This is a genomic window from Bradyrhizobium sp. WBAH42, from assembly GCF_024585265.1.
GTDB lineage: Bacteria > Pseudomonadota > Alphaproteobacteria > Rhizobiales > Xanthobacteraceae > Bradyrhizobium.
Genome location: NZ_CP036533.1, coordinates 46222 through 70130 on the forward strand (window position 1 = coordinate 46222; position 23909 = coordinate 70130).

Annotated in this window: 15 protein-coding genes; 5 read left to right on the plus strand and 10 right to left on the minus strand. The window is 65.9% G+C overall.

The features are described 5' to 3' along the window. The first annotated feature begins 32 nt into the window (after window positions 1-32). A complete protein-coding gene (locus DCG74_RS00275; RefSeq protein ID WP_172788165.1) occupies window positions 33-845 on the plus strand; it encodes a class I SAM-dependent methyltransferase in 813 nt (270 codons plus the stop codon). Between the two features lie 29 nt (window positions 846-874). Here the strand turns inward: DCG74_RS00275 and DCG74_RS00280 are convergent, their stop codons facing one another. Then, the gene (locus DCG74_RS00280; protein WP_172788164.1) at window positions 875-2425 is read right to left on the minus strand and encodes a L,D-transpeptidase; all 1551 of its coding nucleotides are present in this window, start codon (window positions 2423-2425) and stop codon (window positions 875-877) included. 239 nt (window positions 2426-2664) lie between these two features. Continuing rightward, the gene (locus tag DCG74_RS00285; RefSeq protein WP_172788163.1) at window positions 2665-4101 is read right to left on the minus strand and encodes a lipopolysaccharide biosynthesis protein; all 1437 of its coding nucleotides are present in this window, start codon (window positions 4099-4101) and stop codon (window positions 2665-2667) included. A gap of 348 nt (window positions 4102-4449) precedes the next feature. On the opposite strand from DCG74_RS00285, the gene DCG74_RS00290 reads away from it, so the two are divergent. Further along, window positions 4450-5517 (plus strand): endo-1,4-beta-xylanase, encoded by a 1068-nt coding sequence (locus tag DCG74_RS00290; protein WP_172788162.1) that lies wholly within the window; start codon window positions 4450-4452, stop codon window positions 5515-5517. Window positions 5518-5520: 3 nt separating this feature from the next. Here the strand turns inward: DCG74_RS00290 and DCG74_RS00295 are convergent, their stop codons facing one another. From DCG74_RS00295 to DCG74_RS00315, 5 genes are all read right to left on the minus strand, one after another. After that, complete coding sequence (locus tag DCG74_RS00295; RefSeq protein ID WP_172788161.1) at window positions 5521-6471, minus strand: DUF6492 family protein; 951 nt, start codon at window positions 6469-6471, stop codon at window positions 5521-5523. 138 nt (window positions 6472-6609) lie between these two features. Then, window positions 6610-7080: a hypothetical protein gene (locus tag DCG74_RS00300; protein ID WP_172788160.1), complete on the minus strand. Its 471-nt coding sequence runs from the start codon at window positions 7078-7080 to the stop codon at window positions 6610-6612. A gap of 8 nt (window positions 7081-7088) precedes the next feature. Next, entirely contained in the window at window positions 7089-7355 is a 267-nt protein-coding gene (locus DCG74_RS38945; protein WP_212259253.1) for a type II toxin-antitoxin system Phd/YefM family antitoxin, read from the minus strand. Window positions 7356-7457: 102 nt separating this feature from the next. After that, on the minus strand, window positions 7458-8252 hold the full coding sequence (locus DCG74_RS00310; protein ID WP_172788158.1) for a protein-L-isoaspartate O-methyltransferase: 795 nt from the start codon (window positions 8250-8252) through the stop codon (window positions 7458-7460). After that, a complete protein-coding gene (locus DCG74_RS00315) occupies window positions 8249-11719 on the minus strand; it encodes an AAA family ATPase (protein ID WP_172788157.1) in 3471 nt (1156 codons plus the stop codon). The genes DCG74_RS00310 and DCG74_RS00315 overlap by 4 nt, the downstream gene beginning before the upstream one ends. 136 nt (window positions 11720-11855) lie before the next feature. Here DCG74_RS00315 and DCG74_RS00320 point away from each other — a divergent pair, with 136 nt between their 5' ends. The 3 genes from DCG74_RS00320 (at window position 11856) to DCG74_RS00330 (ending at window position 19564) form a co-directional block, all read left to right on the plus strand. Next, a complete protein-coding gene (locus DCG74_RS00320) occupies window positions 11856-18299 on the plus strand; it encodes a non-ribosomal peptide synthetase (RefSeq protein ID WP_172788156.1) in 6444 nt (2147 codons plus the stop codon). A gap of 139 nt (window positions 18300-18438) precedes the next feature. Continuing rightward, window positions 18439-18612 carry a hypothetical protein gene (locus DCG74_RS00325; RefSeq protein ID WP_172788155.1) on the plus strand — a complete coding sequence of 58 codons (174 nt, stop codon included), beginning with the start codon at window positions 18439-18441 and terminating at the stop codon, window positions 18610-18612. Between the two features lie 220 nt (window positions 18613-18832). Then, window positions 18833-19564, plus strand: a complete 732-nt coding sequence (locus DCG74_RS00330; protein WP_172788154.1) for a 4'-phosphopantetheinyl transferase superfamily protein — start codon at window positions 18833-18835, stop codon at window positions 19562-19564. A gap of 30 nt (window positions 19565-19594) precedes the next feature. Here the strand turns inward: DCG74_RS00330 and DCG74_RS00335 are convergent, their stop codons facing one another. The 3 genes from DCG74_RS00335 to DCG74_RS00345 form a co-directional block, all read right to left on the minus strand. Next, window positions 19595-20620, minus strand: a complete 1026-nt coding sequence (locus DCG74_RS00335; RefSeq protein ID WP_172788153.1) for a histone deacetylase family protein — start codon at window positions 20618-20620, stop codon at window positions 19595-19597. 131 nt (window positions 20621-20751) lie between these two features. Then, entirely contained in the window at window positions 20752-21690 is a 939-nt protein-coding gene (locus tag DCG74_RS00340) for an SMP-30/gluconolactonase/LRE family protein (RefSeq protein ID WP_172788152.1), read from the minus strand. Further along, on the minus strand, window positions 21647-23734 hold the full coding sequence (locus tag DCG74_RS00345) for a sorbosone dehydrogenase family protein (RefSeq protein ID WP_172788151.1): 2088 nt from the start codon (window positions 23732-23734) through the stop codon (window positions 21647-21649). Before DCG74_RS00345 ends, DCG74_RS00340 begins: the two co-directional genes overlap by 44 nt. Between the last annotated feature and the right edge of the window lie 175 nt (window positions 23735-23909).

Sequence of the window (23909 nt, forward strand, 5' to 3'; positions counted from 1 at the left end):
CACCTCGTGTCAGAACCTTCAGCGAGGCTAACATGCCCGACACTGACAAGGTCTTCGCCGGCTCGATTCCGAAAATCTACGACGATTATCTCGTCCCGATGATCTTCGCCGTCTATGCGGAGGACATGGCTCGGCGCGTCGCCGCACGCTCTCCCTCCGTATTGCTCGAGATCGCCGCGGGCACCGGCGCCGTGACGCGTGCCGTGGCGGCGGCGCTGCCGCGCGGCGTTCGCTACGTTGCAACCGATCTCAACGAGCCGATGCTCGCGGTCGCAGCGCAGCGCCAGTCGGATGACGATCGCATCACCTGGCGTCAGGCTGACGGGATGGCCCTGCCCTTCGGCAATGCCGAGTTCGACGTGGTCTGCTGCCAGTTCGGCGCGATGTTCTTTCCGGACCGCATCAAGGCCTATGGAGAGGTGAAGCGCGTCCTGAAGGGCGACGGCACGTTCGTGTTCAATGTCTGGGATCGCATCGAGGACAACGTGCTGACGCATGAAGCCACGGCCGCGCTCGGAAAGCTGTTTCCCGATGATCCGCCGCGTTTCATGATCCGGACGCCGCACGGCTATCACGACAAGGCCGTCATCAGGGGCGATCTCGAACGCGCGGGCTTCCGCGACATCTCGATCGAAACCCGATCCGAAATCAGCCGCGCGCCGTCAGCCGAGTACGTCGCCATTGCGCTCTGCCAGGGCACGCCGCTGCGCAGCGAGATCGAGGCACGGGATGCCGGCAAGCTTCAGGCCGCAACCGAGATCGTTGCCGAGACGATCCGGACGCGCCATGGGTCCGGGCCGGTCGAGGGCAAGATCCAGGCGATCGTGATCGAGGCCCGCCCCTAGCTGCGGGCGTCGGCCGACGCGGCGCGTCCTTACCAGAAGCCCCGCTGCATCGGCTGCGCCGGCTGATAATACTGGTACTGGCTGCGCCGGCGCGGGTTGGCCGGCTGGACGTACGGATCGCGCTGCTGGAAGAAGAAGCCGAAGCCGTTATTGTCCCAGCCGTCATCGCTTGCGATCATCGCAGGCGCGGTCGGCTTGCGCGTGATGAAGCCGCCTTGCGGCTCGTTGCTCAGCACCGCGACGAACTCGGTCCGGTAATTGGTCTCGCTGCTCAGCGGCTCGTCTGAGATGATGATCGAGGAGCGCGGCAACGCGGTCGGCCCGATGCGGTCCCACACGTCCTGCGGGATGGTGATGCGGTCGAGCGCGTTGCGTGCCTCGTCGCCGTTCTCGATCGTGACCACGCTCCAGCGCAAGCCGGTGCCGCTCTTCGCCATCGCCGTGAAGATATGCGTGCCGATCGGCTGCTCGGGATTGCGGATCGTGACGGGGACCTCGATGCTGGTGTCGAACACCTCGCCGCCGCCGTCGGGCGCCGGCTTGTGCGTGTTCCGCCGCACGTAGAGCTTCTGTGTCGAACGGCTGATGTAGACCGAGACCGGCTCGCCGGCGAGCTTTGCGTCGGTCGCCAGCTTGACGGCCTCGGTTTTTCTGGCCGCAGCGGTCTTCGCGGCTTCCTTGGTCGCGGCCACCGCATCGCGCTTCGGCTGCGCGGCGGCCCTGGCGGCGTCGAGCTGCGTCGCCGTGTCGGCAGCCTTGGCTGCCGCCTTCTGCTTCAGCTCCTCGGCCTTGGCGCGGGCCTGATCGTTCCTGGCATTCGCGAGCGTCTTGTCGGCGAAGGCAAGCTCGGCATCGGCGCGGGCCTTCTGCTGTTCCAGCTTGCGCAGCGCGGCCGGGAGCGAGGCGGCTTCCTTCGCGGCGGCGGACGCAGCCTTCTTGGCCTCGTCGGCCGCCCTTGTGGCCTCCTCGGCCTCGGCGGAGAGCTTGTCGGCCCGAGCAGGCACGGCCGCGATGGCCTCCGGCTTCGGCACGAACAGCGAGGGGTGAGAGAAGTCGGTCGGGACCGAGTCATACGGCGAGATGATCACGCGCATCCCGAGATAGGTCTTGTCGAACAGGTTCTCGGCGAAGCCGAACGGCATGCGCACGCAGCCATGCGAGGCGGCGTAGCCGGGCAGCGGTCCGCCATGCAGGGCGATGCCGTTCCAGGTGATGCGCTGCATATGCGGCATCCAGGCATCGTCATACATCGTCGAGCGGTGCTCCCTTTCCTTCTCGACGATGGCGAACACCCCGGCCGGCGTCTCGCGGCCCGTGGTGCCGGTCGATACCGGCGCGCGCAGGATCCAGCCATCGGCATCGTAGAACGTGACCTGCTGGCTCTTGATCGACACGATCGCCATGATCGGCTCGCCGGCCACACGCTGCGCCACCGCCTCGGCCACCTGGCGCTGCTGCTTGGCCGCAATCGCCGGGGCCACCGCTGCAAGGGTCGCCGCCGCCACGAACGCCATGATTCCGGCAGGCCCCCGGCGCCCCACCGCCCTGATGGATTGCGCCGTCGTCGATCGGTTTTTCATGCCATCCTCGGTCGAACTGCCAGTCGGCTGGTGTCGCTCACGTGCCAGATTGGAGTCATTGCATTAAGAAATCGCAGCCGCCTTACGTTCCCTCTGTGGCGAGATTCGGCACTTCCGGCGGCAAATCTCTCATATACGACGCCTCGCCCAGGCGGAAGGCGGCCTTCAGCCGAGGCTGGCCCGAAGCTGGTCTGGACCACTGCGGCAGAATGTCCGATCAGCCGCCCACGGCGGCGCGGCTAGACGCCCAACGCCTTGCGGTTCAGCGTTCGCAGTACACGCAGCGACAAGGTTCGCACGTTCGCAACATTGAGCAGCCAGGCCGCAGCCGCATAGGCAAGGCCGCCGGCGAGGCTGACGATGACGAGCGATACGAGGCCGGTGCCGCCCGCTTGCGAGCGCGCCAGCAGAATTGCCGCCGCCATCGCGGCTGCGGAGGCGGCAACGCCGGCGAGGCGATTGAGCTCGAACGGGACTGGATGGGCCCGATGCATCAGGACGAGTGCGACGAGGAAGCCGATCGCCTCGGTTGCCAGCGTCGCCAGCGCCGCGCCGTACAGGCCGTAGCCGCCGATCAGCGCGAACATCAGAATCACACTGATCACCAGCGTGAGAAAGGATTGCGCCGCCAGCATGAACGGCCGCTCGGCGAGCTGGAAGCTGATCTGAACGTAGAACTGATTGGCGATGCCGAAAAGCCGCGCGAGCACCAGGGTCGGCAGCAGCGCCGAGACGCCGGCGCGGAAGTCGATGCCGACGAGCGTGCCGGCCACCTGGTCCGCGGCGAGCGCAAGCCACACCGCAACGGGCGCGACGACGACGAGCAGGAGCTCGAGGCTTTCGGTCAGCCGCTCGCGCGTCGTCTCGCCGTTATTCTCGGACAATGACCGGAACACCAGCGGCACGGTCGCCGCGGCGACGCTGGATGCGATCATGACCATGAACTGGCGCGGCAGATCGGCGGCAACGCCGAAAATGCCGGCAGCGTCCTTGCCGAGCAGATAGGCGACGATCAGCCGGTCGCAGGCCGAATAAACTGCGACGGAGAGGCCGGCCAGCGTCAGCGGCAGGCCATAGCGCGCCAGCTGCATGAACTGGCTGCGCTGGAAGCGCGCAATCCTGGTGCGGTCGCCGACGAGATTGAGGATGATGCCGGCGAGCGAGCCCAGACCGAATGCGGCGAGCAGTCCCAATCCACCCCAGCCGAGCCAGATGCCGAGCAGACCGAAGCCGACGCTGGAGACGCTGCGCACGATCGAGATCGCCGCGAAGCGGTAGGGCCGCAATTTGGCGCGCTCGAACTCCTGGCCGACATCGACCGCGTTGGCCATGATCGCGACGAACATGCTGGCGAGCAGCAGCTCGACGCTGACATCGCTGCGGAACAGGACAATCAACGGCGTGGTGGCGCAGAGCACGGCGACAGTCAGGGCAAAGGCGACGATCGCCGTGCCGCGAAAATCGACCTCCGCCGACATCGCCTGATAGCGCGACACCGACAGCTTGATCCAGGCGAAGAAGATCGCACCCAGAATGCCCGCAAGGCTGATGCCGACCACATAGACGCCGTACTCCGCCGGGCTCAGCAGCCGCGTATAGGCCGTGACGGCCAAGAAGCCCACCGCCGCAGGCAGGATGTAGGCGACGAGATAAATCGAGAAATGGCGGTTCAGCATGCGAGCACGGGACCGGCAGCGGACTTGCGAGTGTGGCGAGGCTCGATCCAAATTGGATCTTGGCGGGCGAACGAACTGCGCCGCAGCATCCCTCAAGAGTGTCACATAAGTCTGCAGATCGGGCGGCGAATGCGGCGTTGGAGCGGCTTTCGCGCGTTAGCGTTAAATTTGCCCTGTGCTGAACGGGCGCATGGATCAGGGAAAAGAAACCATGTTTCCCGGCGTTTTTCGCTTCCGGGTCCCTTTTTACCCGCCCTGCTGCAGAGTTAACCGAACGCCATGAAACCCGGGCGGTTCACCGCACCGCTTGGTACGAAGGCGCGTTGGTTGCAGAAGGAACGTCCCAACGTGACCAGGCTCGCTAGACGCGAATTTCTCCTCGGCAGCGCCGCGGCCCTTGCTGCGGGCGCATCTGCGTCCGCGGTGCCGGCCTCGAAACGCGCCCAGCGCCGTCCCGGCTTTGGCGCTGCGGCGACGCTGTGGGACCTGCAAGCCGATCCGCGGCTCGGCGAGGCCATCAGCACCTATTGCACGCAGGTGGTGCCGGTGCTCGAGCTGAAATGGCCGATGCTGCGGCCGGACGCCCATACTTTCGCCTTCGAGCGCGCCGACGCGATCCTGGATTTCGCGCGCGACAACGATCTGACCATGCGCGGCCACGCGCTCGCCTGGTATCACGACATTCCGGACTGGACCAAGCAGATCAAGGACAGAAGGGGCGTCGAGCGCGCCTATCTCGACCACATCGGCACCGTGGTTTCCTACTACAAGGACAAGCTGACGTCGTGGGACGTCGTGAACGAGCCGATCCCGGACAACCCGAAGGGGATCACCGACCGGCGCGATACGTTCTGGACGCAGCATCTCGGCAAGAGCTGGATTGCGCTGGCGTTCCGCACGGCCGCCGCGGCCGATCCCTTCGTCAAGCTCGCGATCAACGAATATGACATCGAATCGGCGAAGGACTCCTTCATCGCCAAGCGGGCGGCCTATCGCAACCTCATCATGGACCTGCTCGATCAGGGCGTTCCGCTCCACGCCGTCGGGCTGCAATCGCATCTGCATGCCGAGCTCGAGATCGACACGCACGGGCTCGCCGACTTCGTCACCGAGCTGCGCTCCTGGGGGCTCGAGGTGCTCATCACCGAGCTCGACGTCGACGACCAGAAGCTGGCGGGAAGTCCTGCGGAGCGCGATGCCGTCGTCGCCAAGCGCGTCGACGACCTGCTGACCGCCGTTTCCGCGAGCGGCCCGGTGCGCTCGATCCTGACCTGGGGCCTCTCGGACCGTTACAGCTGGATCAACGGCACCTTCGCCCGCGCGGACAAGCAGCCGAACCGCCCGCTTCCGCTCGACGGCGAGTTCAAGCCGAAGCCGTTCATGGACGTCATCAGCAAGTTCACGAAAGACGCTTAGAGATCAGCGTGTCTTGGGCGTTTCGAACGCGGCTACATCGCCGATGTGATCGGGAGCCAGGCTCGGCGCGCGTCGGTCGCTTGATGAGAGACGGAACACGTCGCGGATGTCGTCGATCGAGGTCGACGAATAGGACTGAATGCAAAGCGCGACCTGTTCGGGCGAGGCCGTGCGCATCATCGCTTCGATCGCGGTGCGGTCGAGCGGCGTGTCGTCCCAATGCGAGACCGCGATGCTGTCTTCGGTGACCCGATGCCGCGCCAGGTGCTCCGGCGAGGTCGCGACGAAGTTTCCGTAAAGCAAATACTCGGAGAACTTCTTCTTCCGGCACAGCGCCAGCGCCCAGCTCAGGCCCGTCGCCGACTTGATCGCGTCCGTCATCGCACGCGCGGTGTCCTTGTCCCAGACCAGAGCGTTGCCGACATAATCGTCCGCCGGGAAGGTGCGCTGCTTGATGCCGAGCAACTGATCGACCGTGCGCTGCCACAGACCATGCAGGGGGTGGTCGGCACCGATCGCTTCGCGCGTGACGAACAGAGGCGTCTGCTCGCCGCCGGCATATTGGCCGACGTCGAATTCGCGGAAGAACAGATTGTCCGAGTCCAGGATGCAGAGGCGCTGCTCGGGCGCATTGAGGACGCCAGCGATCTTGAGGATCTGCTGGATGTGCCAGCCGTGCACGGGCGACGACAGCAGCGACAACCAGACGCGCCGCTTGCTGATGAACTGAAGCGGCGGCGGCAGCGCGAACAGCCATTTCGGCAGATACCGCGAGGCCGGAACGATGACCCGCCTGTCGGACGCGAAGCGCGCGAACAGCGGCACATCCTCATCGTTAACGAGCACATAATGCCGCGTGTAGCCCGTCAGCCAGGTGTCGATGCTCTCGCTCAGCAGCGAAAAACGTTCGATATCCTTGGCGTAGCTGGCGGTCAGCAGGGCGACGGAATGCATGGAGCACGCTCAAATGGCCATCAGCCCGCACTGATAGCGGCGCCGTGAAACCGGGGAAACCCACAAACGGAATCAAGGTAAAATGAAACGAAGTGTTATCCATCCGACGGCAGCCTTGCTTCGAGTTCCGTCGGACACCTACGACCTCGTCCGCGGCGGCAGATAGCGCACATTCCCCATCTTCAATCGCTGGCTCTTCAACTCTTCGACAAGCCGGTCGCGAACGCTACGGAAGAAGCGTGGAGGCAGAAATCCGTATAGCCACCTTCCAGATCCTGGAACGCGCGACAAATCGTTCGGCCAGAACTGGACGTTGCACTCTGAGATCACGATCCAGGATTCGCCGGGAAGCCCGAGATGACGTCGAACCTGATCGGGGATACGAACAGCTGCCTGATCTGCGCGGGGCGGCTTGGTGCTGACCGGTAGGTAAATGACTTCGTCGAGACGGGCAGGCTCATCACCCTCCCGATGCGGTCGGGGGTCAGGCCGCACCTTGACGAGAACGACACAGGCCGGCCGATCTTTCCGGGGCTGCTTGCGATCGGCCCATTGATAATCGAAGCGAACGACCATGCCCGGTTCGGGTGTCGGCAATTGCTCGCGCAAGCCGTCACCTAATCCAGCAACTTGTCGAGATGGTCATGCCGGGAATCCATCTCGACATTAGCCAGATCTTCCGCGAGATCGCCGGGCAGCTCTCCGATCCTGTAGACCCTTGCGCTGGCGGCTTGTTCGAGGCGGTTGAATTCATCGATGGACATCATGACGTGCCGCCGGCGACCGCGATGTGTGATCGCGATCGGCGCAACAAGAGCCGCGTCCTGGACCTCGCCCAACCGTCTTTGCAGGTCCTGCGCGCTAAACTCCTTTAAATCCCGCATGTCTCACCAAACCACATTGAAGCTGTGAAATATGTAATTCACATATATTGCGCGTTCAATGGCAGACGCCGGAAAGATATAAAACTGTTATTGATCAATAACTTATCCATCCGACGGCAGCCCCTGCTCCAGCCCACGAAAGCGGAGCGGTGCGAGGGCTGAGGCGCGCTGCCACCAGTCGGCGACGCGGTCGTCGAGGGCGCTCACGCCGCGGCCCTGGCCGGGGAAGATCCGGATCTGCTGGATCGCCTCTGCCTCGAAACCCCTGGCCCTCCGCCTGATCTTGAGGGCGGCGCCTTCGCGGTCGCGCTGGGTCAGCGGCACCAGAAGACGGCCGCGCGGACGGAGCGACCGCAGCCAGAGCGGATGCGGATGCGAGAAGCCGGCATGCACGATGATCACGTCGGCGGGCTCGCCCACGTCCTTGCATCCATCGCCGTGGACGACCGTGACGTTCCCATAGTCGCGCAAATAGCTCGCCGCTCGGGCCGCGAGCCGCTCGTCGCATTCGATCGCATGGACGCGCCCCTTGTCGCCGACCATGATCGACAGCACCGCCGAGAAATAGCCGAGACCGCAGCCGATCTGCACGACATGGTCCGCCCGCTTGACGTCGAGCGTGTCGATCAAATGCGCCCACAGGCTCGGCAGGCCGGTGTCGAGCTTGCGGCGTGCATCGATGGCGACCAGCACGTTGTCATAGAGATGAACGGGATCGGCATCGGGCGTCAGCCGGTAGCTGCGCGCCGCCTCGCCCTTGATGCGCCACGGCCCCCTTGGCAGAAATTTCTCGCGCGGGACGGCGGCGAGCGCATCGAGCAGACGCCTTGAGGCAATCCGCTCGCGCCTGGCGATCAGCTCCACATAGCGCGCACGCGCGGCCGCAAGATCGCTCATGTCACATGACCGGCCTGCTCGCGCACCGGCGCGTCCATACCGAGCTCCTCGACGAGCTGCATCGCCTGCTTCAGGTCCTGCGTATGAAAGCCCTCGCTGAATTTACCGACGATCGGCATGAGCAGGAGCCTTGCGTGCTCGCGCTTGCCGGCTTGATGCGACAGGCGCGCGAGGCAGACGGCGGTGCGGAGTTCCCAGGACAGCGCACCCTGCTTGCGCGCGATCTCCAGCGACAGGCTGAACAGGTCCTCCGCCTCCTGTACCGACGCCGGGTCGCCACCCGCCAGCGTGATCTCGCCTTGCAGGCGATAGACCTCGGCCAGATAGAAGTGATCGCCGGTCCGCCTTGCGGTCGCAAGCGCACCATCCAGCGCGCGCAAGGCGGCGTCGCGCATCCCGACCTTGGCGTAAGTTTCCGCGAGCAGACAGCGGAACCAGCAGCCGGCGAGCCAGGAATCCATCGCCTCGTACTCGTCGAGGCCGAAGCGCATCTGAGCGAGGCCTTCGTCGGCTTCGCCGAGCTGAGCCAGCGCCCAGCCGCGCAGGATCGCCGCCTGCTGCTTCCAGTGCAGGAAATTGTGCTCGGTGGCAATGATCATGGCGCGGTTGGCGTGGTCGCGCGTGCCTTCCACGTCGCGCAAATGCTGCCGGAGATAGGCGCCGAACACCAGCGCGAAGGCGAGCGTAAACGGGTGGCGGATCTTCTCGGCGTTCGCGATCGCCTGCTCGCTGTGCTGGCGCGCGGCGTCGGGCCGGCCGAGGAACCACAAGAGATAACCGAGATAGGACAGCGAGACGACCCCGGGATCGATGCCGTGCCGTTCCATCAGGTCGGAGTGCAGATCGGGGCTGAACAGGTTGATGCAGCGGTGCAAATGGTGCTGCGAGGCTGCGAAGCGGCCGCGATAGAACATGGTCATCGCGATCGCGCGGTGCGCCTCGATCAGATAGCCGGTCTGCTGCGCCGGCTGCGTCCGCTCGTTCAGGCGCTCGCGCTTGGCGAACTTCAACAGCTCGACGCTGAGGTCGTGCGCGCGGGTGAGATCGGCCCGGATGAAATGGCACACCCAGAGCCCGCGCGTGGCAGCGAAGACCTTTTCGTCGTCGTCGAGCTGACGGCCGAGCTCCAGCGCGCGGATGTAGTTCTCCTCGACCTCCTGCACCGCGTAGCCCTTGGCGGCGATCAGCGCATTGCCGAGCGCAATACGCAGCTCGAGCTCCATCTCGTCCGCGCCCTGCATGCGCGTATTGGCCTGCACGACGTTAAGGCCGCGGCGGAGATGGCCGATCGCTTCCAGGTTGGCGCCGGTCTTGGCCGCCTGCTTGCCGGCCTTGAGCCAGAAGCTGGCGGCGCCCTCGCTCTGGCCGGATTCGGTCAAATGATGGGCGAGCAGCTCCGGTTCGCGCTCGGTCTTCTCCGGATACATCTCGGCGAGCACCTGGGCGATCCGCGCATGCAGCTTGCGCCGCTCGCTGTGCAGCAGGCTCGCATGCGCGGCGTTCTGGATCATCACGTGCTTGAAGGAGTAGAGCGCGTCCGGCGGATGGCCGCGGCGCATGATCAGCCCCGCCTCCTCCAGATGATTGAGTGCCGCCTCGATCTGCTCGGCCGGCGTGTTGGCGACGGCGTGCAGCGTCTCGTAGGAGAACTCGCGGCCGATCGTGGCGCCGATCTGCGCGATGCGCTTGGAGGGTCCCATCCGGTCGAGCCGCGCCATCAGCGAATCGGTCAGGGTGGCCGGGATTGCGAGCTGCCGCCACGGTCCCGACAGCACATAGCGCCCGTGCCGCTCGGTGAGCAGATTGGATTCGAGCACCGTCTTGGTCAGCTCTTCCAGGAATAGCGGCACGCCGTCAGTCTTGACGATGATCTCCTCGACGACCTCCTTGGGCATCTCGCGCCCCGCGACGCGCTCGACCAGCGTCGTGCGCAGCTGCCGGCTCAGCCGATTCAGGACCAGGGTGGTGACGTGCGAATGCGCGTTCCAACTCGGCTGGAATTCCGAGCGCGCGGTGATAATCGCCAGGATCGGCCGGTTCTGCACCCGGTCGACCAGGAGGTCGATCACCTCGCGGGAGGTCGGGTCGATCCAGTGCAGATCCTCGAACGCGATCACGAGCGGCATCTCGCGCGCAAGGCCGAGGAAATGGTTGACCAGCGCCACGACGGTCGCATCCTTCTGCTGCTGCGGCGACAGCTCGAGCGGCGGATAGCGGTCTCCGGTCGGAATCGACAGCAACGCGGCAAACAGCGGGGTGACCTGCTCGATGTCGCCATGAGCGGCGGCGATCGCGTTCTCCAGGCTCGCCAGCGACAGCGCGGACGACTCCTCGCGATCGAGGCCGAGGGTGAATTTGAGCTGCGCGACGAACGGATGGAACGCGGTCGAGGTGTAGTAGGGCGAGCACTGCAGCGAGACCTGTCCATGGCGGTCGCCCGATACCCGCTCGAAGATCTCCTGGATGATGCGCGACTTGCCGATGCCGGGCTCGCCGAACTTGACCACGACCTGGCCGTCGCCGTCCTTGGTCTGCTGCCAGCGCCCCATCAGCAGCGCGATCTCCTCCTCGCGGTTGACGAGCGGCGTCAGCCGCGTGCCCATCGCGGCGGCGAAGCGGGTCTCCACCCGCGAGGCGCGCACCACGTGCCAGGCCTGTGTCTTCTCGGGAATTCCCTTCAAGTCGTGGACGCCGAGATTGCGGTAGTCGAACTTCCCCTTCAGCAGCGACTGTGTCGAAGCGGAGATGACCACGCCGTTGGGCGGCGCCAGGCCTTGCAGGCGCGCCGCGAGATTGACGGTTTCCCCGACCGCGGAATCGCGTTCTTCGGTACCCTGCCCGACCAGATCGCCGACCACGACGAGGCCGGTCGCGATCCCGATGCGGACGGCGGGTGAATGGCTGAGCGCACCGCGCGGCTCGACCGCGCGTGCGGTCGACAGCACCCGCACGATCTCGAGTCCGGCGCGCACCGCGCGCTCGGCATCGTCCTCATGTGCGGTCGGATAGCCGAAATAAACCAGGATACCGTCGCCGACGAAACGGGCGGCAAAGCCCTCGTATTGCTTGACCACCCGGACGCAGGTCTCGCGAAAGTCCGCGATCATGTCGCGGACGTCCTCCGGATCAAACTGTGCGGACAGCGAGGTGGAATCCACCATGTCGCAGAACATGGTGGTGAGCTGGCGCCGTTCGGCTCCGACTTCCGCCCGGATTTGCGGACGCGCCGCCGCGGCTGGCGCCTCCGTGGTCTCCGCTTGAAACAGCGCCGCCATCGCCCGCTGGAGCCGCTTGCGATCGCCGAGCGGCAATCCGAGCTCGACCAGATCGGCTTCGGTGAGATCCGCGATGACGTCGAGATCGAGACGGTGCTGCGCGAAAAGATCGGTGTAGTGCCCGAGGCCGATACTTTCGAGCCAGCGTTTCAGCCCGCCTTCCAAACTCGTGCCCGGCTCATTCTCCAGCATGGTGATTCTGCCCGACCATCACTCCGTCGAAGGGCTTGGAGGCCCCTCAACCAAAGATTTTGGGGGCCAAACTTCACCTCGGACTGGACGCATTCCCTAACTTCTTGGAAGAATAACTTAATCGGACCAAAAGGGAATGGCGTTGTCGGGTATTGCAACCGGAGCGGACGAAGCCTTCGCCGGCACCACGGCCGAACCGAAGATATTCGCGCATATCAGCGGCCTTCTCGAATTCTATGCCCGCAAGACGCCGGCCGCCCCCGCACTCCTCGCTCCCGGCCGGCCGGCGCTCAGCTATGGCGCGCTGGCCGAGTCGATCCGGCAATTGGTCCAGACCTTGCGTGAACTCGGCATCGGCCCCGCAGACCGCATCGCGGTTGCGCTGCCGCGCGGCGCGGATTCTGCGCTGGCGCTGATCGCGGTCGCATCAGGCTGCGCCTGCGTCCCCGTCAACCCCGACCTGACGGCGGACGAGCTGCAACGCTATTTCAGCGAGTTGAAGCTGACGGCGCTCGTGACCCGGGCCGACATGAACTCGGCGAGCCGTGACGTCGCCAGGGCGCTCGATATCGCCGTGATCGATTTCGTGGCGGGGCCCGCCCACGATCTCGGCGGCTGCACGTTCATCGCTCCGGCGATCGGGGCGGCAAGAGCCAACGGCGCTTCGCGCGGCGACGAGGATGCGTTCATCCTGCTGACGTCAGGTACGGCGGCGCGGCCGAAAATGGTGCCGCTGACCCACCGCAATGTCTGCCTCTCCGCTTACAATGCCGGCCATGTGCTGTCGCTCACGACGCATGATCGCCTGCTCAATGTGCTGCCACTGTTTCATGCCCATGGCTTGATCTCCGGCCTGCTCACGGCGCTCGCCGCGGGCTCCAGCGTGATCTGCACGGACGGTTTCGACGCAGCGTCCTTCTTCGGCTGGATGCGAGAGCTGCAGCCGACCTGGTACACGGCGGTGCCGACCATCCATCGCGCATTGCTGACGGCGGCGGAAGCGAACCCGGACCGCGCCCGACCGTCGTCGCTGCGCGTGATCCGGTCGGCCTCGGCCTCGCTCGCGCCGGCGATTCTCGCCGGGCTGGAGGCGACGTTCGGCGTTCCCGTGCTCGAGACCTACGGCATGACCGAGGCGGCCTCGCAGATCGCGGCCAATCCGTTCGAGCTGCGCAAGGTCGGATCGGTCGGCCGCGCCGCCGGCCCGGAGATCGCGATCATGGACGAGACGGGCCGCATGCTCGCAAGCGGCGCGCACGGCGAGATCATGCTGCGCGGGCCGAACATGAGCCGCGGCTATTACAATGACGAGGCGGCGACACGGGCCGCGTTCCGCAACGGCTGGTTCAGGACTGGCGACCTCGGCTATCTCGATGACGACGGCTATCTCTTCATCGTCGGCCGCATCAAGGACGTCATCAATCGCGGCGGGCAGAAGATCTCGCCGCTGGAGGTGGAGGACGTCCTGCTCGGCCATCCGGCGGTGCTGGAGGCCGGCGTGTTCGCGGTCCCGCACGAGAAGCTCGGCGAGAACGTCGCAGCAATCGTGGTGCTGCGGCCGAACGCCGAGGCGACCTCGGACCAGCTGCGCCAATTCGCACGAAAGCGGCTTGCAGCCTACAAGGTGCCGAGCCTGATCCGCAGTGTGGCCACGCTGCCGAAGGGCGCCAGCGGCAAGGTCAAGCGCAATGCCCTCGCCGAACTGATTGCAACTGCGGACGCAGGTCGCGAGACCCGGCTGCCGCGCAATGCGGTCGAGAGCCAGCTCGCCGAGATCTGGGCCGGCCTGCTGGAGCTGCCGCAGGTCGGCGCCGACCAGGACGTCTTCGCGCTCGGCGCAGATTCGCTCGCCGTGACACAGATGCGCTCGCGCCTGCGCGACCGCTTCAATGTCGATTTCTCGTTCGAGGACATCTTCGATTGCCCGACGGTCGCAGCGCTCGCGGCCCGGATCGAGACCGCCGCAAGCCGGCGCGAGACGGCGCTGCCGGCCTGGCGCCGCGCCGCGGGCACGGACGCACCGCTGTCGTTCCAGCAGCAGCGGATGTACGTGCTCTCGCGGCTCGACCCGACCCGGTACAATTATAACGTCGTCGAGATCGCCGTTCTCGAGGGCCGCGTCGACGCCGCCGCGCTGTCTGCGAGCCTCGCTGCGATTTCAACGCGCCATGAGGCGCTGCGCTCGGTCTTCATCGAGCGCCAGGGCGAGCCGGTGCAGCTCGTGCTGTCATCGACGCCGCGGTTGGCGCACATCAAGCTCAAGCCATGCCCGGCAGACAAGCGGCCTGCGGCCATCCGGCGCGAGGCGCTCAAGCTTGCGCAACATCAGTTCGACCTGGCGCACGAGCCGCCCCTGAAGGCCACATTGCTGTCGTTCGGCAAGAACAGTCATGCGCTGGTGGTCAACGTCCATCACCTCGCCACCGATGGCTGGTCGCAGCGGCTGTTCTGGGAGGAGCTCGCCGTCCATTATGCCGCGGCGCGCAAGAAGCATCCGGCCGCACTGCCTCCGCCCGCCTTCCAATATCGCGACTTCGCGCTCTGGCAGCAAAGCTGGGCGCAGACGCCGGCGGCCAGGGAGCAGCTCGATTATTGGCGGACCCAGCTCGACGGCGTCACCATGCTGCCGCTCCGAACCGACAGGCAGAGGCCTGAGGTCTGGAGCGGGCACGGCGCGCGCCACTATCTCGAATTGCCAAAATCCCTGTCGGCCGAGCTGCGCACGCTGAGCCAGAACCAGGGCGTCACACCGTTCATGACGCTGCTCGCCGCCTTCCAGTGCCTGTTGTTCCGCCACACCTCGCATGAGGATGTCGCCACGGGATCGCTGATCGCCAACCGCAACCAGATCGAGAGCGAACGCCTGATCGGGCTGTTCGCCAACACCCTAATCCTGCGCAACGATTTCAGCGGCGATCCGAGCTTCGGCGAGATGTTGCGGCGGGTGCGGCAGGTCACGCTGGACGCCTACCGCAACCAGGACCTTCCGATCGAGGAGGTGTTGCGCGCATTGCAGGTCGCGCGCCGCAGCGACGGCAATCCGCTGTTCCGGATCATGTTCATCCTCCAGAACGCCTCGATCGAGGCGGCGCGCTTTCCCGGCCTGTCGACGCGGCGGCTGGAAGTCGATCCCAGGGTGGCGCGCTTCGACATCACGCTCGAACTGGTCGAGGCCGATGGCCGCTTCACCGGCTTCTTCGAATACGCCACCGATCTGTTCGACGCCGCGACGATCGAAGGCATGGCCGCCCAGTTCAAGACGCTGCTCAGGGCCGTCATCGCCAATCCGGAGCAGCGCATCTCGCGCCTGCCGCTCCTGACCGAGGCCGAACGCCGGCAATTGCTGGCGAAAGGCCGGGGCACGCCGGCCAATTTCACCACAAGCGGCAACTTAAGCGAACGCTTCGACCGCCAGGCGAGGAAGACGCCGAACGCCGTCGCGGTCTCGGACGGTCGCACGTCCCTGACCTATCGCGAGCTGGGACGCCGCAGCCGGGCGGCCGCGCGCTGGCTGGCCCGCGAGGGCGTCGGCGCTGAGAGCGTGGTTGCCCTGCTCGCGGAGCGCGGGCCCGACCTGCTCGCCGCGATGATCGCGGTGCAGCGCGTCGGCGCGGCCTTCCTCAATCTCGATCCCGACCAGCCGACGGCTCGGCTTTCGACCATCCTCGGATCGAGCTGTGCCCGCGTGCTGCTGACCGGGCGGGCTCAATCTGGCATGGTCGAGGCCCTGCTCGAACCGCTGGTCGAGCGCATCCAGGTGGCCGAGCTCGACGACGCGCTCGCGCCGAGGGCAGACAAGCCGGCCCGCATCGCACGGCGCGCCACCACGAGCCTCGCTTATCTCGTCTATACGTCCGGCTCCTCCGGCGCGCCGAAGGGCGTCATGATCGAGCAGTGCGGCCTGTCGAACCATCTGGCCTCGCTGATCTCCGAGCTCGGTCTCTCGCCTAAGGACGTGATCGCGCAGACCGCGCCGCAGAGCTTCGTCATCTCGGTCTGGCAATTCCTCGCCGGTCCCATGGTCGGCGCGCGCGTCCATGTCTGCGGCAACGCGATCGTGCAGGACCCGATCCTGCTGGCGCGGGAGATCGAGCGCGAGGGCATCACGGTGCTCGAGATCGTGCCTTCGCTGCTGCGCGTCATTCTCGATCGCATGGACGAGGCGCCGATGCTGCGCGCCTTCTCCAGATTGCGGCTGCTGATCTCGACCGGCGAGCCGTTGCCCGTCGAGCTCTGCCGCGCCTGGTTTGCCCGCTGCCCGAGGGTGCCGCTGATCAATGCCTATGGCGCGTCGGAATGCTCCGACGACGTCTCCCTGCATCGCCTGACCGAGGCGCCGGCGATCGCGACGGCCAACGTTCCGGTCGGCGCGCCGCTGCCGAACACCCAGCTCTACGTGCTCGACGCGCACCTCCAACCGCAACCGATCGGCGTGACCGGCGAGCTCTGCATCGGCGGCGCAGGAATCGGCCGCGGCTACATCAACGATCCCGCGCAGAGCCGGCAGCGCTTTCTGCCCGATCCGTTCTCGCGCCAGGCCGCCAGCCGGCTCTACCGGACCGGCGATCTGGCCCGGCGCCGCGCCGACGGGACGATCGAATGCCTCGGCCGCGCCGACCATCAGGTCAAGGTCCGCGGCTATCGCATCGAGCTCAAGGAGATCGAGAACGCGCTGGCCGAGCATCGAAGCGTGCGCGCCGCCATCGTCGAACCGCGCCGCGAGGCGAGCGGAGATATCAGGCTAATCGCCCATGTCGTCGCCAAGCCCGGCAGCCGCAGCAGCGCCAGCGAGCTGCGCGACTTCCTGAAGAGCCGGTTGCCCGGCCACGCCATCCCCTCCGCCTTCCTGTTCCTGGATCAGCTGCCGCTCAACGCCCATGGCAAGATCGACCGCTCCGCGCTGCTGGCGCCCGTCCCGCGGGAAACGACCGGCCCGGATGCGGCCGTCCCGGCGCGGCGCTTCACCGAAAAGGTGCTCTCCGACATCTGGATCGAACTGCTGAAGGCCGAGAGCATTGGTGTCACCGACAATTTCTTCGACCTCGGCGGCCATTCGCTGCTGGCCGGCCAGGTGATGGCGCGGATCGCGCGGGCGCTCGGCGTGTCGCTGCCGATCAAGACCATCTTCGAGGCACCGACAATCGAAGGGCTGGCGCGGCGGATCGACCAGGCCGTGGCCACGAAGCCGCGCAAGCCTGCCGCAAGCCTGCCACGATCAGCTGCGGGCGGGCCGCCCGCGCCTTCCATCGGGCAGGACCAGATGCTGCACATCGAACGGAATCTGCCGGGGCTGCCGCAGTTCAACCTGCCCTTCGCCTTCCGTCTACAGGGCCCGCTCGATTCGGCCGCCCTGGCAAAGGCGATCGACGACGTGGTGCGCCGGCACGAATCGCTGCGCACCGCGTTCGCCTGGAACGGCGATGAGCCCAAAAGCCGCATCGCCGCGCCGCGCACGCTCGGCCGAATCATGACGGTCGAGACCATCGGCGACGGCCATCCCCACAACAACAAGCGGCGCAAGGCGCTCGAGCTCAGGAAGATCAATCTCCTGATCGAGCAGGAGACCTATATTCCGATCGACACCAGGCGCGCGCCGCTGTTGCGCGCCCGGCTGTTGCGGCTCCACGACGACGACCACGTGCTGCTGCTGACGCTGCATCACGCCGTCGTCGACGGCTGGTCGATCGGCGTGCTGTTCGAGGAATTGTCGAGCCGCTATGCGGCGCTGGCCGGATATCCGTCCGCGCCATTGCCGAAGCCGCCGCCGGCCTTTTCGGATGTCGCACGCTGGCAGCGCTGGTGGTGCGGCACCGACGCGGCACGCCGCCAGGCTGAAGACTGGACCCAGAATTTGCGTGGAGCCGGCCCCCTTTTCAACGGCGAATCGAGCCCGGGCGCCTCCACCGGGCATCATCCGGTCAGCCTCGAGCACGAGCTGATCGCCCGGCTGACGGCGTTCGCCGGCCAGCACAGTTGCACGCTGTTCATGTGCCTGCTCACCGGCCTGAAGGCCATGCTGCTGGCCCGGACGGGCCGCACCGACATCGCGATCGCGACCGCCATGGCCAATCGTGCCCAGCCGGACACCGACCGAATCATCGGCCCGTTCGAGAACACGGTGATCGTCCGCACGACAATCACACCGGATCTGTCGTTCGTCCAGGCCTTGATGCGGGTGCGCCAGAGCGTGCTCGACGCGCATGCACGGCAGGAGCTGCCGTTCAACGTCCTGGCCGATCGATTGGAGCAGGAGGGGATCGATCCGACCTCGCTGCTCCAGGTCTATTTCACGCTGCAGAATCCGCTGCGCCAGCCGCTCGATCTCCCGGATCTCGCGACGGAATCGATCGGCAACGTCGCGCGCGAAGGCCAGCCGTCGCTGCCGATCGACCAGACCTGGCTGTCGCTGATGCTCAAGGAGCGCCCGACCGGCATCACCGGCTCATGCAATTACAAGCGCGATTTGCTGGAGGGCCGCGTGGTCGGCGAATGGATGGAGGACCTCGTCGCGCTGCTGACGGCGGCGATCGCCCAGCCCAACGCACCGCTCGGCAGGTTGCTCGCGCGCAGGGCCGCCTGACGCCGCTGCATCGCGCAAGAATACGGGTTCACGCGGCAAAGCTGTGAATGATCAAGTTGCATCTTGATTATTTGGCACCAGCGCGCAAGATTATTCCCGGGGTTTGATTTGGACGATTATTTTCAACCCGGGGAGTGTTATGGGTTTCATCAAATTTACCAAGAAGACCTCGCTCAGCGCGGAGGACCGTAAGGCGCTGCAGGACCTGCTCAATTTCGAGAAGCAGAAACTCCAGACCGAGCTGAAGGATGTCGAAGCCAGCCTTAAGGCTCTGCGCGCGTCCAAGAAGAAGAAGTCCAAGAAGAAGAAATAAATTCGTCGGTCGGGGACGCCGTACGAGTCTTCGCAGATCGGCCGCTTGCTTGTCGAGCTTGGGGGCTCGCACAAGCTTGCGCCTGTAAACCGGCCTACAAATCGACAAGAAATCGCCCGGGTGGACCGCTAGGAACGGTCCTCTCGGCTGATTCTTGCGCAGTTGCTTCTTCCGTCGGGACCGGGGGATTTGGCCTCGCCTGACGCCATGGGCCCAATTGATGGCAGACGACAGAATCGAACTCTTTGTCGGACTGATCGAGACGATTGACGCGCCGGGCGCGGTCGAGGCGTGCCGACGCCTGCTCTCGGTCGACGAACGGGCGCGGGCCGATCGCTTCGTGTTCGAGCGGCATCGGCGGCAGTACATTTTTGCACATGCCATGTTGCGCCTGGCGCTGTCGCAGGTCGCTTCCAACGTCGCACCCACCGACTGGTCGTTCGGCGCGGGCCGCTATGGCCGGCCGTTCGTCGCAGCACCGGCCACCTCGACCGCGCTGCATTTCAGCCTGTCGCATGCCGACGGCTGCGTCGCCTGCGTGGTGTCGCGGCATGAGGCCGTCGGGGTCGACGTCGAAACCGTGTCGCGGCGCATCGCGCCGCTGTCCACCGCGCTTCGCTTCTTTGCGCCGGAGGAGGTCGAAACCTTGCGCGGACTGCCGGAGCCCGCGGCGATCGAGCGCTTCTTCGACTATTGGACGCTCAAGGAGGCCTATCTGAAGGCCAGGGGCTTTGGGCTCAATCTGCCGCTCGACGCCTTCGCCATGCAGGTGTCACGCGAGGCCATCGAGATCAGCTTCAAGCCCGACATCGTCGACGATCCGGACGGCTGGCGCTTCTCGCTGTGCTCGCCATCGCCCTCGCATCGCCTCGCGATCGCCGACGGCTCCCGCGCGCACGGCGGCCTTCCCATCAGCCGCCATGCCTGGCCGCTCCGCGAAGCGGCTGAGTGAGCGCGTTAAGCAGGAAGAGGCGAAGCGATCTCACCGCGCGTCTTCGAAGCCAGCCAGCACGGAGGTCAGGTTGGCACCGAGGATATCCGAGAGATAGCCGCCTTCCTGCACCAACACGGTCGGCAGGCCCATCTTCGCGATGGCTTGGCCGATGCGGCGGAAGCCGGGTGTGGTGACGGCCAATCCCTTCAGCGGATCGTGCTCGGAGGCATCGAGGCCGAGTGCGACGACGAGGGCGCCGGGGGCAAAGGATTCGATCGCCTTGCGCGCGACGTCCAGCGCCTGGAGATAGCCGTCATCGCCGGTGCCGATGGGAAGCGGAATGTTGAGATTGGTGCCGAGGCCCGGACCTTCGCCGCGCTCATGCGCATAGCCCCATACGTAGGGATAATACGCAGAGGGGTCGGCATGGATCGAGATCGTGTAGACGTCGGGCCGGGCATAGAAGATACCTTGCGTGCCGTTGCCGTGATGGACATCGACGTCGAGGATCACGACGCGCTCGTGCTTCTGCTGCAGATGCGCCGCCGCGATCGCGCTGTTGTTGAGGAAGCAGAAGCCGCCGGCCATGTCGCGATAGGCGTGATGGCCGGGCGGACGGCAGAGCGCGTAGACGGCGTCCTCGCCATCCATCACCATCTGCGCGGCGGTGACCGCGACGTCGGTGGCGGCGCAGGCCGCGGCCCACGTGCCCGGGCCGATCGGCGCCGCGGTGTCGGCGGTGTGCCAGCCGAGCTTGCCGACGATGTGGGTCGGATAGGTCGCGGCATGGCGCACGGGATGGATATTGCCGATCATCTCCGGGCCGGAATCGCCGAGCGCAGTCCAGGCGTCCCAGGCTTCGCTGAGGAACGACAGGTATTCCGGGCTGTGAATGCGCGCGCGGGGCCCCTGCCCGAATGTCTTGGGCTCGACCAGTTGATGCCTGCCGTCCTTCAACCCCTTGAGCAGGCGGTCGGCGCGCTCGGGCTGCTCGGTGGTGCGCTTGACGACACCGCGCACCAGGAAGAATTGCGGATCGTGGCTGCGATGCAGTTCGGTATGGACGGCTTTCACTCAAACACTCCGTGGTCGCATGCTACTGGACGTGCCGCAGAGTCTTGATCGCCACGGCCGCCGGATGCAAGCAAGAAGAATGCCGCCCATCGTCGCGCTGCCCTGCGCCGAAAGCAGAGCGCTTGCGAAGCTCAGCAGCGGCCGCGCTGGAGACAGTGCTCGCGGCCCTGCTGGTCGGTGCGGAAGGATTCGATGAAGCCGCCCTGACGCTGGGTGACGAAGACGGTCTTGCCGTCGCTGCCGCCGAAGGCAAGGTTGGTCGGCTCCTTGGCCTTCAGCGGGATCTCGCGCTCGACCGCGCCGGTCGGCTTCATCAAGGCGATCGTGCCCTTGAGAATGCGTGCGACGTAGAGGCGGCCGGCGACATCGGTGCGCAGGCCGTCGATGGTGTCGGGCTGAAATGCCTTGACCAGTTTTGCCGCGGTGAGCTCGTTGCCGCTGATCGCATAGGACCAGATCTGGCCGCTGCTGGACTCGCCGACATAGAGCGTCTTGCCGTCAGGGCTGAGGTCGATGCCGTTGGTAGTGCCCATCGCGCGCGGCGCCGACATCACCTGCCCCTGCGCCGTCCCGTCCGCTCCCCTGACGATGCGCCAGATGTGGCCTTCCCTGCCCTTCCAGTTCGGATCGCTCGCATAGATCGTGCCGTCGCGCGCGATGGTGATGTCGTTGGGCTGGTTCATCTGGTCGGAGTGAAACCACACCGCGGGCTCGGTCGCGCCCTTGGGGATCGCGAAGATGTTGTGCTTCTTGTAGTCGGCGATGAACATGGTGCCGCCGCGATCGAAACGGATCGCATTGCCGACGCTGCCGTCGGGGAGCGTCGTGAACAGCTCCGAGGCGGCGCCGCCCGCGGGCAATTTGCCGATGGTGCCGGGCTTGCCGAGATTGACCACGAACAGATTGCCGTCGAGATCGGCGGCCGGCCCTTCGATCCCGAAGGTGTATTCGCTGGCGGGCGTCACCTGTGCGCTTTCGAACAATTTCGTTTCGGCGGCGGCCGGCTGCGTCGCGACGAGCAGGATGCTACTGCACAGGCACCAGAAGTTCCTGCCGGATGTAATAGCCATCGCCGTCGGTGCACTCACCATTCAGATAGGGATCGGCTGGCCGGAAGAATCGGCTGAAGCCGGGTTTGTCTACAGCGCTCCTTTGTGTCACGACGACGACCTTTCCGGCCGGTATTTCGCCGCATTCCTTGTTGGCCTTGCTGAAAAACTTCCGCTGCGGCGGGCCCGGCTTGATCCGCATCCGCGTGCCCGGAACCATTTTGGCGACGAACAGGTCCGCGGTATCGAGCAGGCGCGAATAGCCGGGCTCGCTCTTCGGCAGGCTCTCACCGCCGGGCGGCATCAGCTTCTCGGCGCCAAGGCCGCGCAGGCGCGTGCGCAGCCTGCCGGCGTCGGGATCGCCAGGATAGATCCAGCCGTCCTGCGCCAGCATGAAGTGCAGCACCACCCTGTCCTTCTCCGCATCCGATTGCCCCGCATTCAGGCCGAAATCCGAATGGCAGCCGACGCAATACTTCTGGACGAGGCCCTTGCGCAAGGTGGTGAGGCGAGCGCTGTTCTGCGCATCCCTGGCGACGAAAGCTGCGAGCTGGTCGATCATCGCCTGGCTGCGCGTATCGCAGGGGAGCGGCTGAGGTCGCTCGCCGGCCGCGCGATCGATCCGGATCACGGTCTTGTTCTTGTCCTCGACCAGCCAGATCGCACCGTCCTCCGCGACCGTCATGCCGACCGGCGCGCCTTGCGGCCGCGCGCCGTTGACGCGATGCCAGCCTGCGATCAGCTCCTCGAACGGCGCGGCCGCGACCTCGCCGGCGTCGGTCTGGAAACTGCGGGTCGGGTCGGCCGCGCAACTCACGTGATAGCGCACCGGTGCCGCACTGGGTTTGGGAAAGCCGTGCTCGTCGACGTCATAGACCAGCAGCCGGCTGCCGGTCGGCCGATAGCCGTGCAGGCCGACCAAGAGCTTGCCTTCCAGCTCCGGGAATTTGGCGCCGTGGTAATAGAGCATCGCGAGCGGCGCGCCGTGCGGCGGCATCAGCGAGAGCGGCGGCTTGTAGAGCGCGTTGGCTGAGCAGAGCGATTTGTAGATCCCCGATTGCAGCACCAGCCTGAATTCGGGGCTCGGCGTCGACAAATCGTAGCAATAGGGCCAGCCATAGTGCCTGCCCTGCTCGATTGCGTTGATCTCCTCGTTCGGCTTGAAGATGTCGGGCAGGTCGCGGGCGTTCTCGCCCTGCAGGAAGGCGTAGCCGGCATCCGGAAAATTCGGATGCAGCGCCAGCGCCATCGAGTTGCGCAAGCCGCGCGCATAGACGCTGTGCGGCGGGTCGGGATCGCCGGGCTTCAATGCCGGAAAGACACCGCCTGCCGGCGGCGTGAACAGCCAGATCGAGGCCAGCGCGGACGCGCCCTCGGCCGCCGCGCAGGGTTTCGTGATCGGCGCAGGCGTGATGCAGTCGTCACTGTGCGAGCCGACATTGACGAACAGCCGGCCGTCGCGATCGAACACGAACTGCTTGAGCGGATGCGCGCTCTCATCGACCCTCTTGCCATCCGGCAGCGTGATCCGGCGGCCGGGCATGTGACGGATGATGGTCTCGACCGTGCTGCGCGGGTTGTCGGCAAGCGGATCGAACCGGAAGATCGTCTCCGCGGTCGAGGCGTAGAGCTTCCTGTCCGGGCCGACGACGAGGCCGAACGGATATTCTATCCCCGTCAGCAGATCCTTGAAGCGTTGCCCCTGCGGCGCACGCGGATCGAGCAGCAGCAGCCGCCCGTCGGTGTGGCCCCAGCCGCCCATGTCGGCGACCACGAACAGGTCGCGGCCGGGCACCTGCACGATCGCGCGCGGAAATTTGAGGCGGTCCTCTTCGCTGGCGACGAGGCCGGCGCAAAATCCCGCCTTCATGTCGATCTGGATCCTGGGAAAGGCCAGTTCGCCGCTGCCGCAGGCTTCCGTGCCGATCGCATAGCCGCTCTTCCTGACCGGCTCGGATGAGGCCGGGGCCAAGCCGAGCGGCGCGGCGGCCAAAACCGCTGGAAAGACAATCGCTGCAAGCAAGCGCAGATGTCGGCGTTCGCGCGCGAATGTGAGCTGGTTCACGGTGACCCCCGCCTTCCCGCGGACGTTGTTCCATGCCGCCGCGGCGCCGTCCAGTCATCACCCGCCTGTGATTAAACCTGTAACGACCTTGGGTCCGACCAATATCCGTAGATTTCCTTACCGGGCTCGACCCGAATGTTTCGCGAATGCTTGGGGTGGTATCGGTTTGCCGTCC

Excerpts from the sequence above, each read along its gene's own strand:
- DCG74_RS00275 (WP_172788165.1), top strand. The coding sequence starts at position 33 with ATGCCCGACACTGACAAGGTCTTCGCCGGCTCGATTCCGAAAATCTAC.
- DCG74_RS00280 (WP_172788164.1), bottom strand. The coding sequence starts at position 2,425 with ATGAAAAACCGATCGACGACGGCGCAATCCATCAGGGCGGTGGGGCGC.
- DCG74_RS00285 (WP_172788163.1), bottom strand. The coding sequence starts at position 4,101 with ATGCTGAACCGCCATTTCTCGATTTATCTCGTCGCCTACATCCTGCCT.
- DCG74_RS00295 (WP_172788161.1), bottom strand. The coding sequence starts at position 6,471 with ATGCATTCCGTCGCCCTGCTGACCGCCAGCTACGCCAAGGATATCGAA.
- DCG74_RS38945 (WP_212259253.1), bottom strand. The coding sequence starts at position 7,355 with ATGCGGGATTTAAAGGAGTTTAGCGCGCAGGACCTGCAAAGACGGTTG.
- DCG74_RS00310 (WP_172788158.1), bottom strand. The coding sequence starts at position 8,252 with ATGAGCGATCTTGCGGCCGCGCGTGCGCGCTATGTGGAGCTGATCGCC.
- DCG74_RS00315 (WP_172788157.1), bottom strand. The coding sequence starts at position 11,719 with ATGCTGGAGAATGAGCCGGGCACGAGTTTGGAAGGCGGGCTGAAACGC.
- DCG74_RS00320 (WP_172788156.1), top strand. The coding sequence starts at position 11,856 with ATGGCGTTGTCGGGTATTGCAACCGGAGCGGACGAAGCCTTCGCCGGC.
- DCG74_RS00325 (WP_172788155.1), top strand. The coding sequence starts at position 18,439 with ATGGGTTTCATCAAATTTACCAAGAAGACCTCGCTCAGCGCGGAGGAC.
- DCG74_RS00330 (WP_172788154.1), top strand. The coding sequence starts at position 18,833 with ATGGCAGACGACAGAATCGAACTCTTTGTCGGACTGATCGAGACGATT.
- DCG74_RS00340 (WP_172788152.1), bottom strand. The coding sequence starts at position 21,690 with ATGGCTATTACATCCGGCAGGAACTTCTGGTGCCTGTGCAGTAGCATC.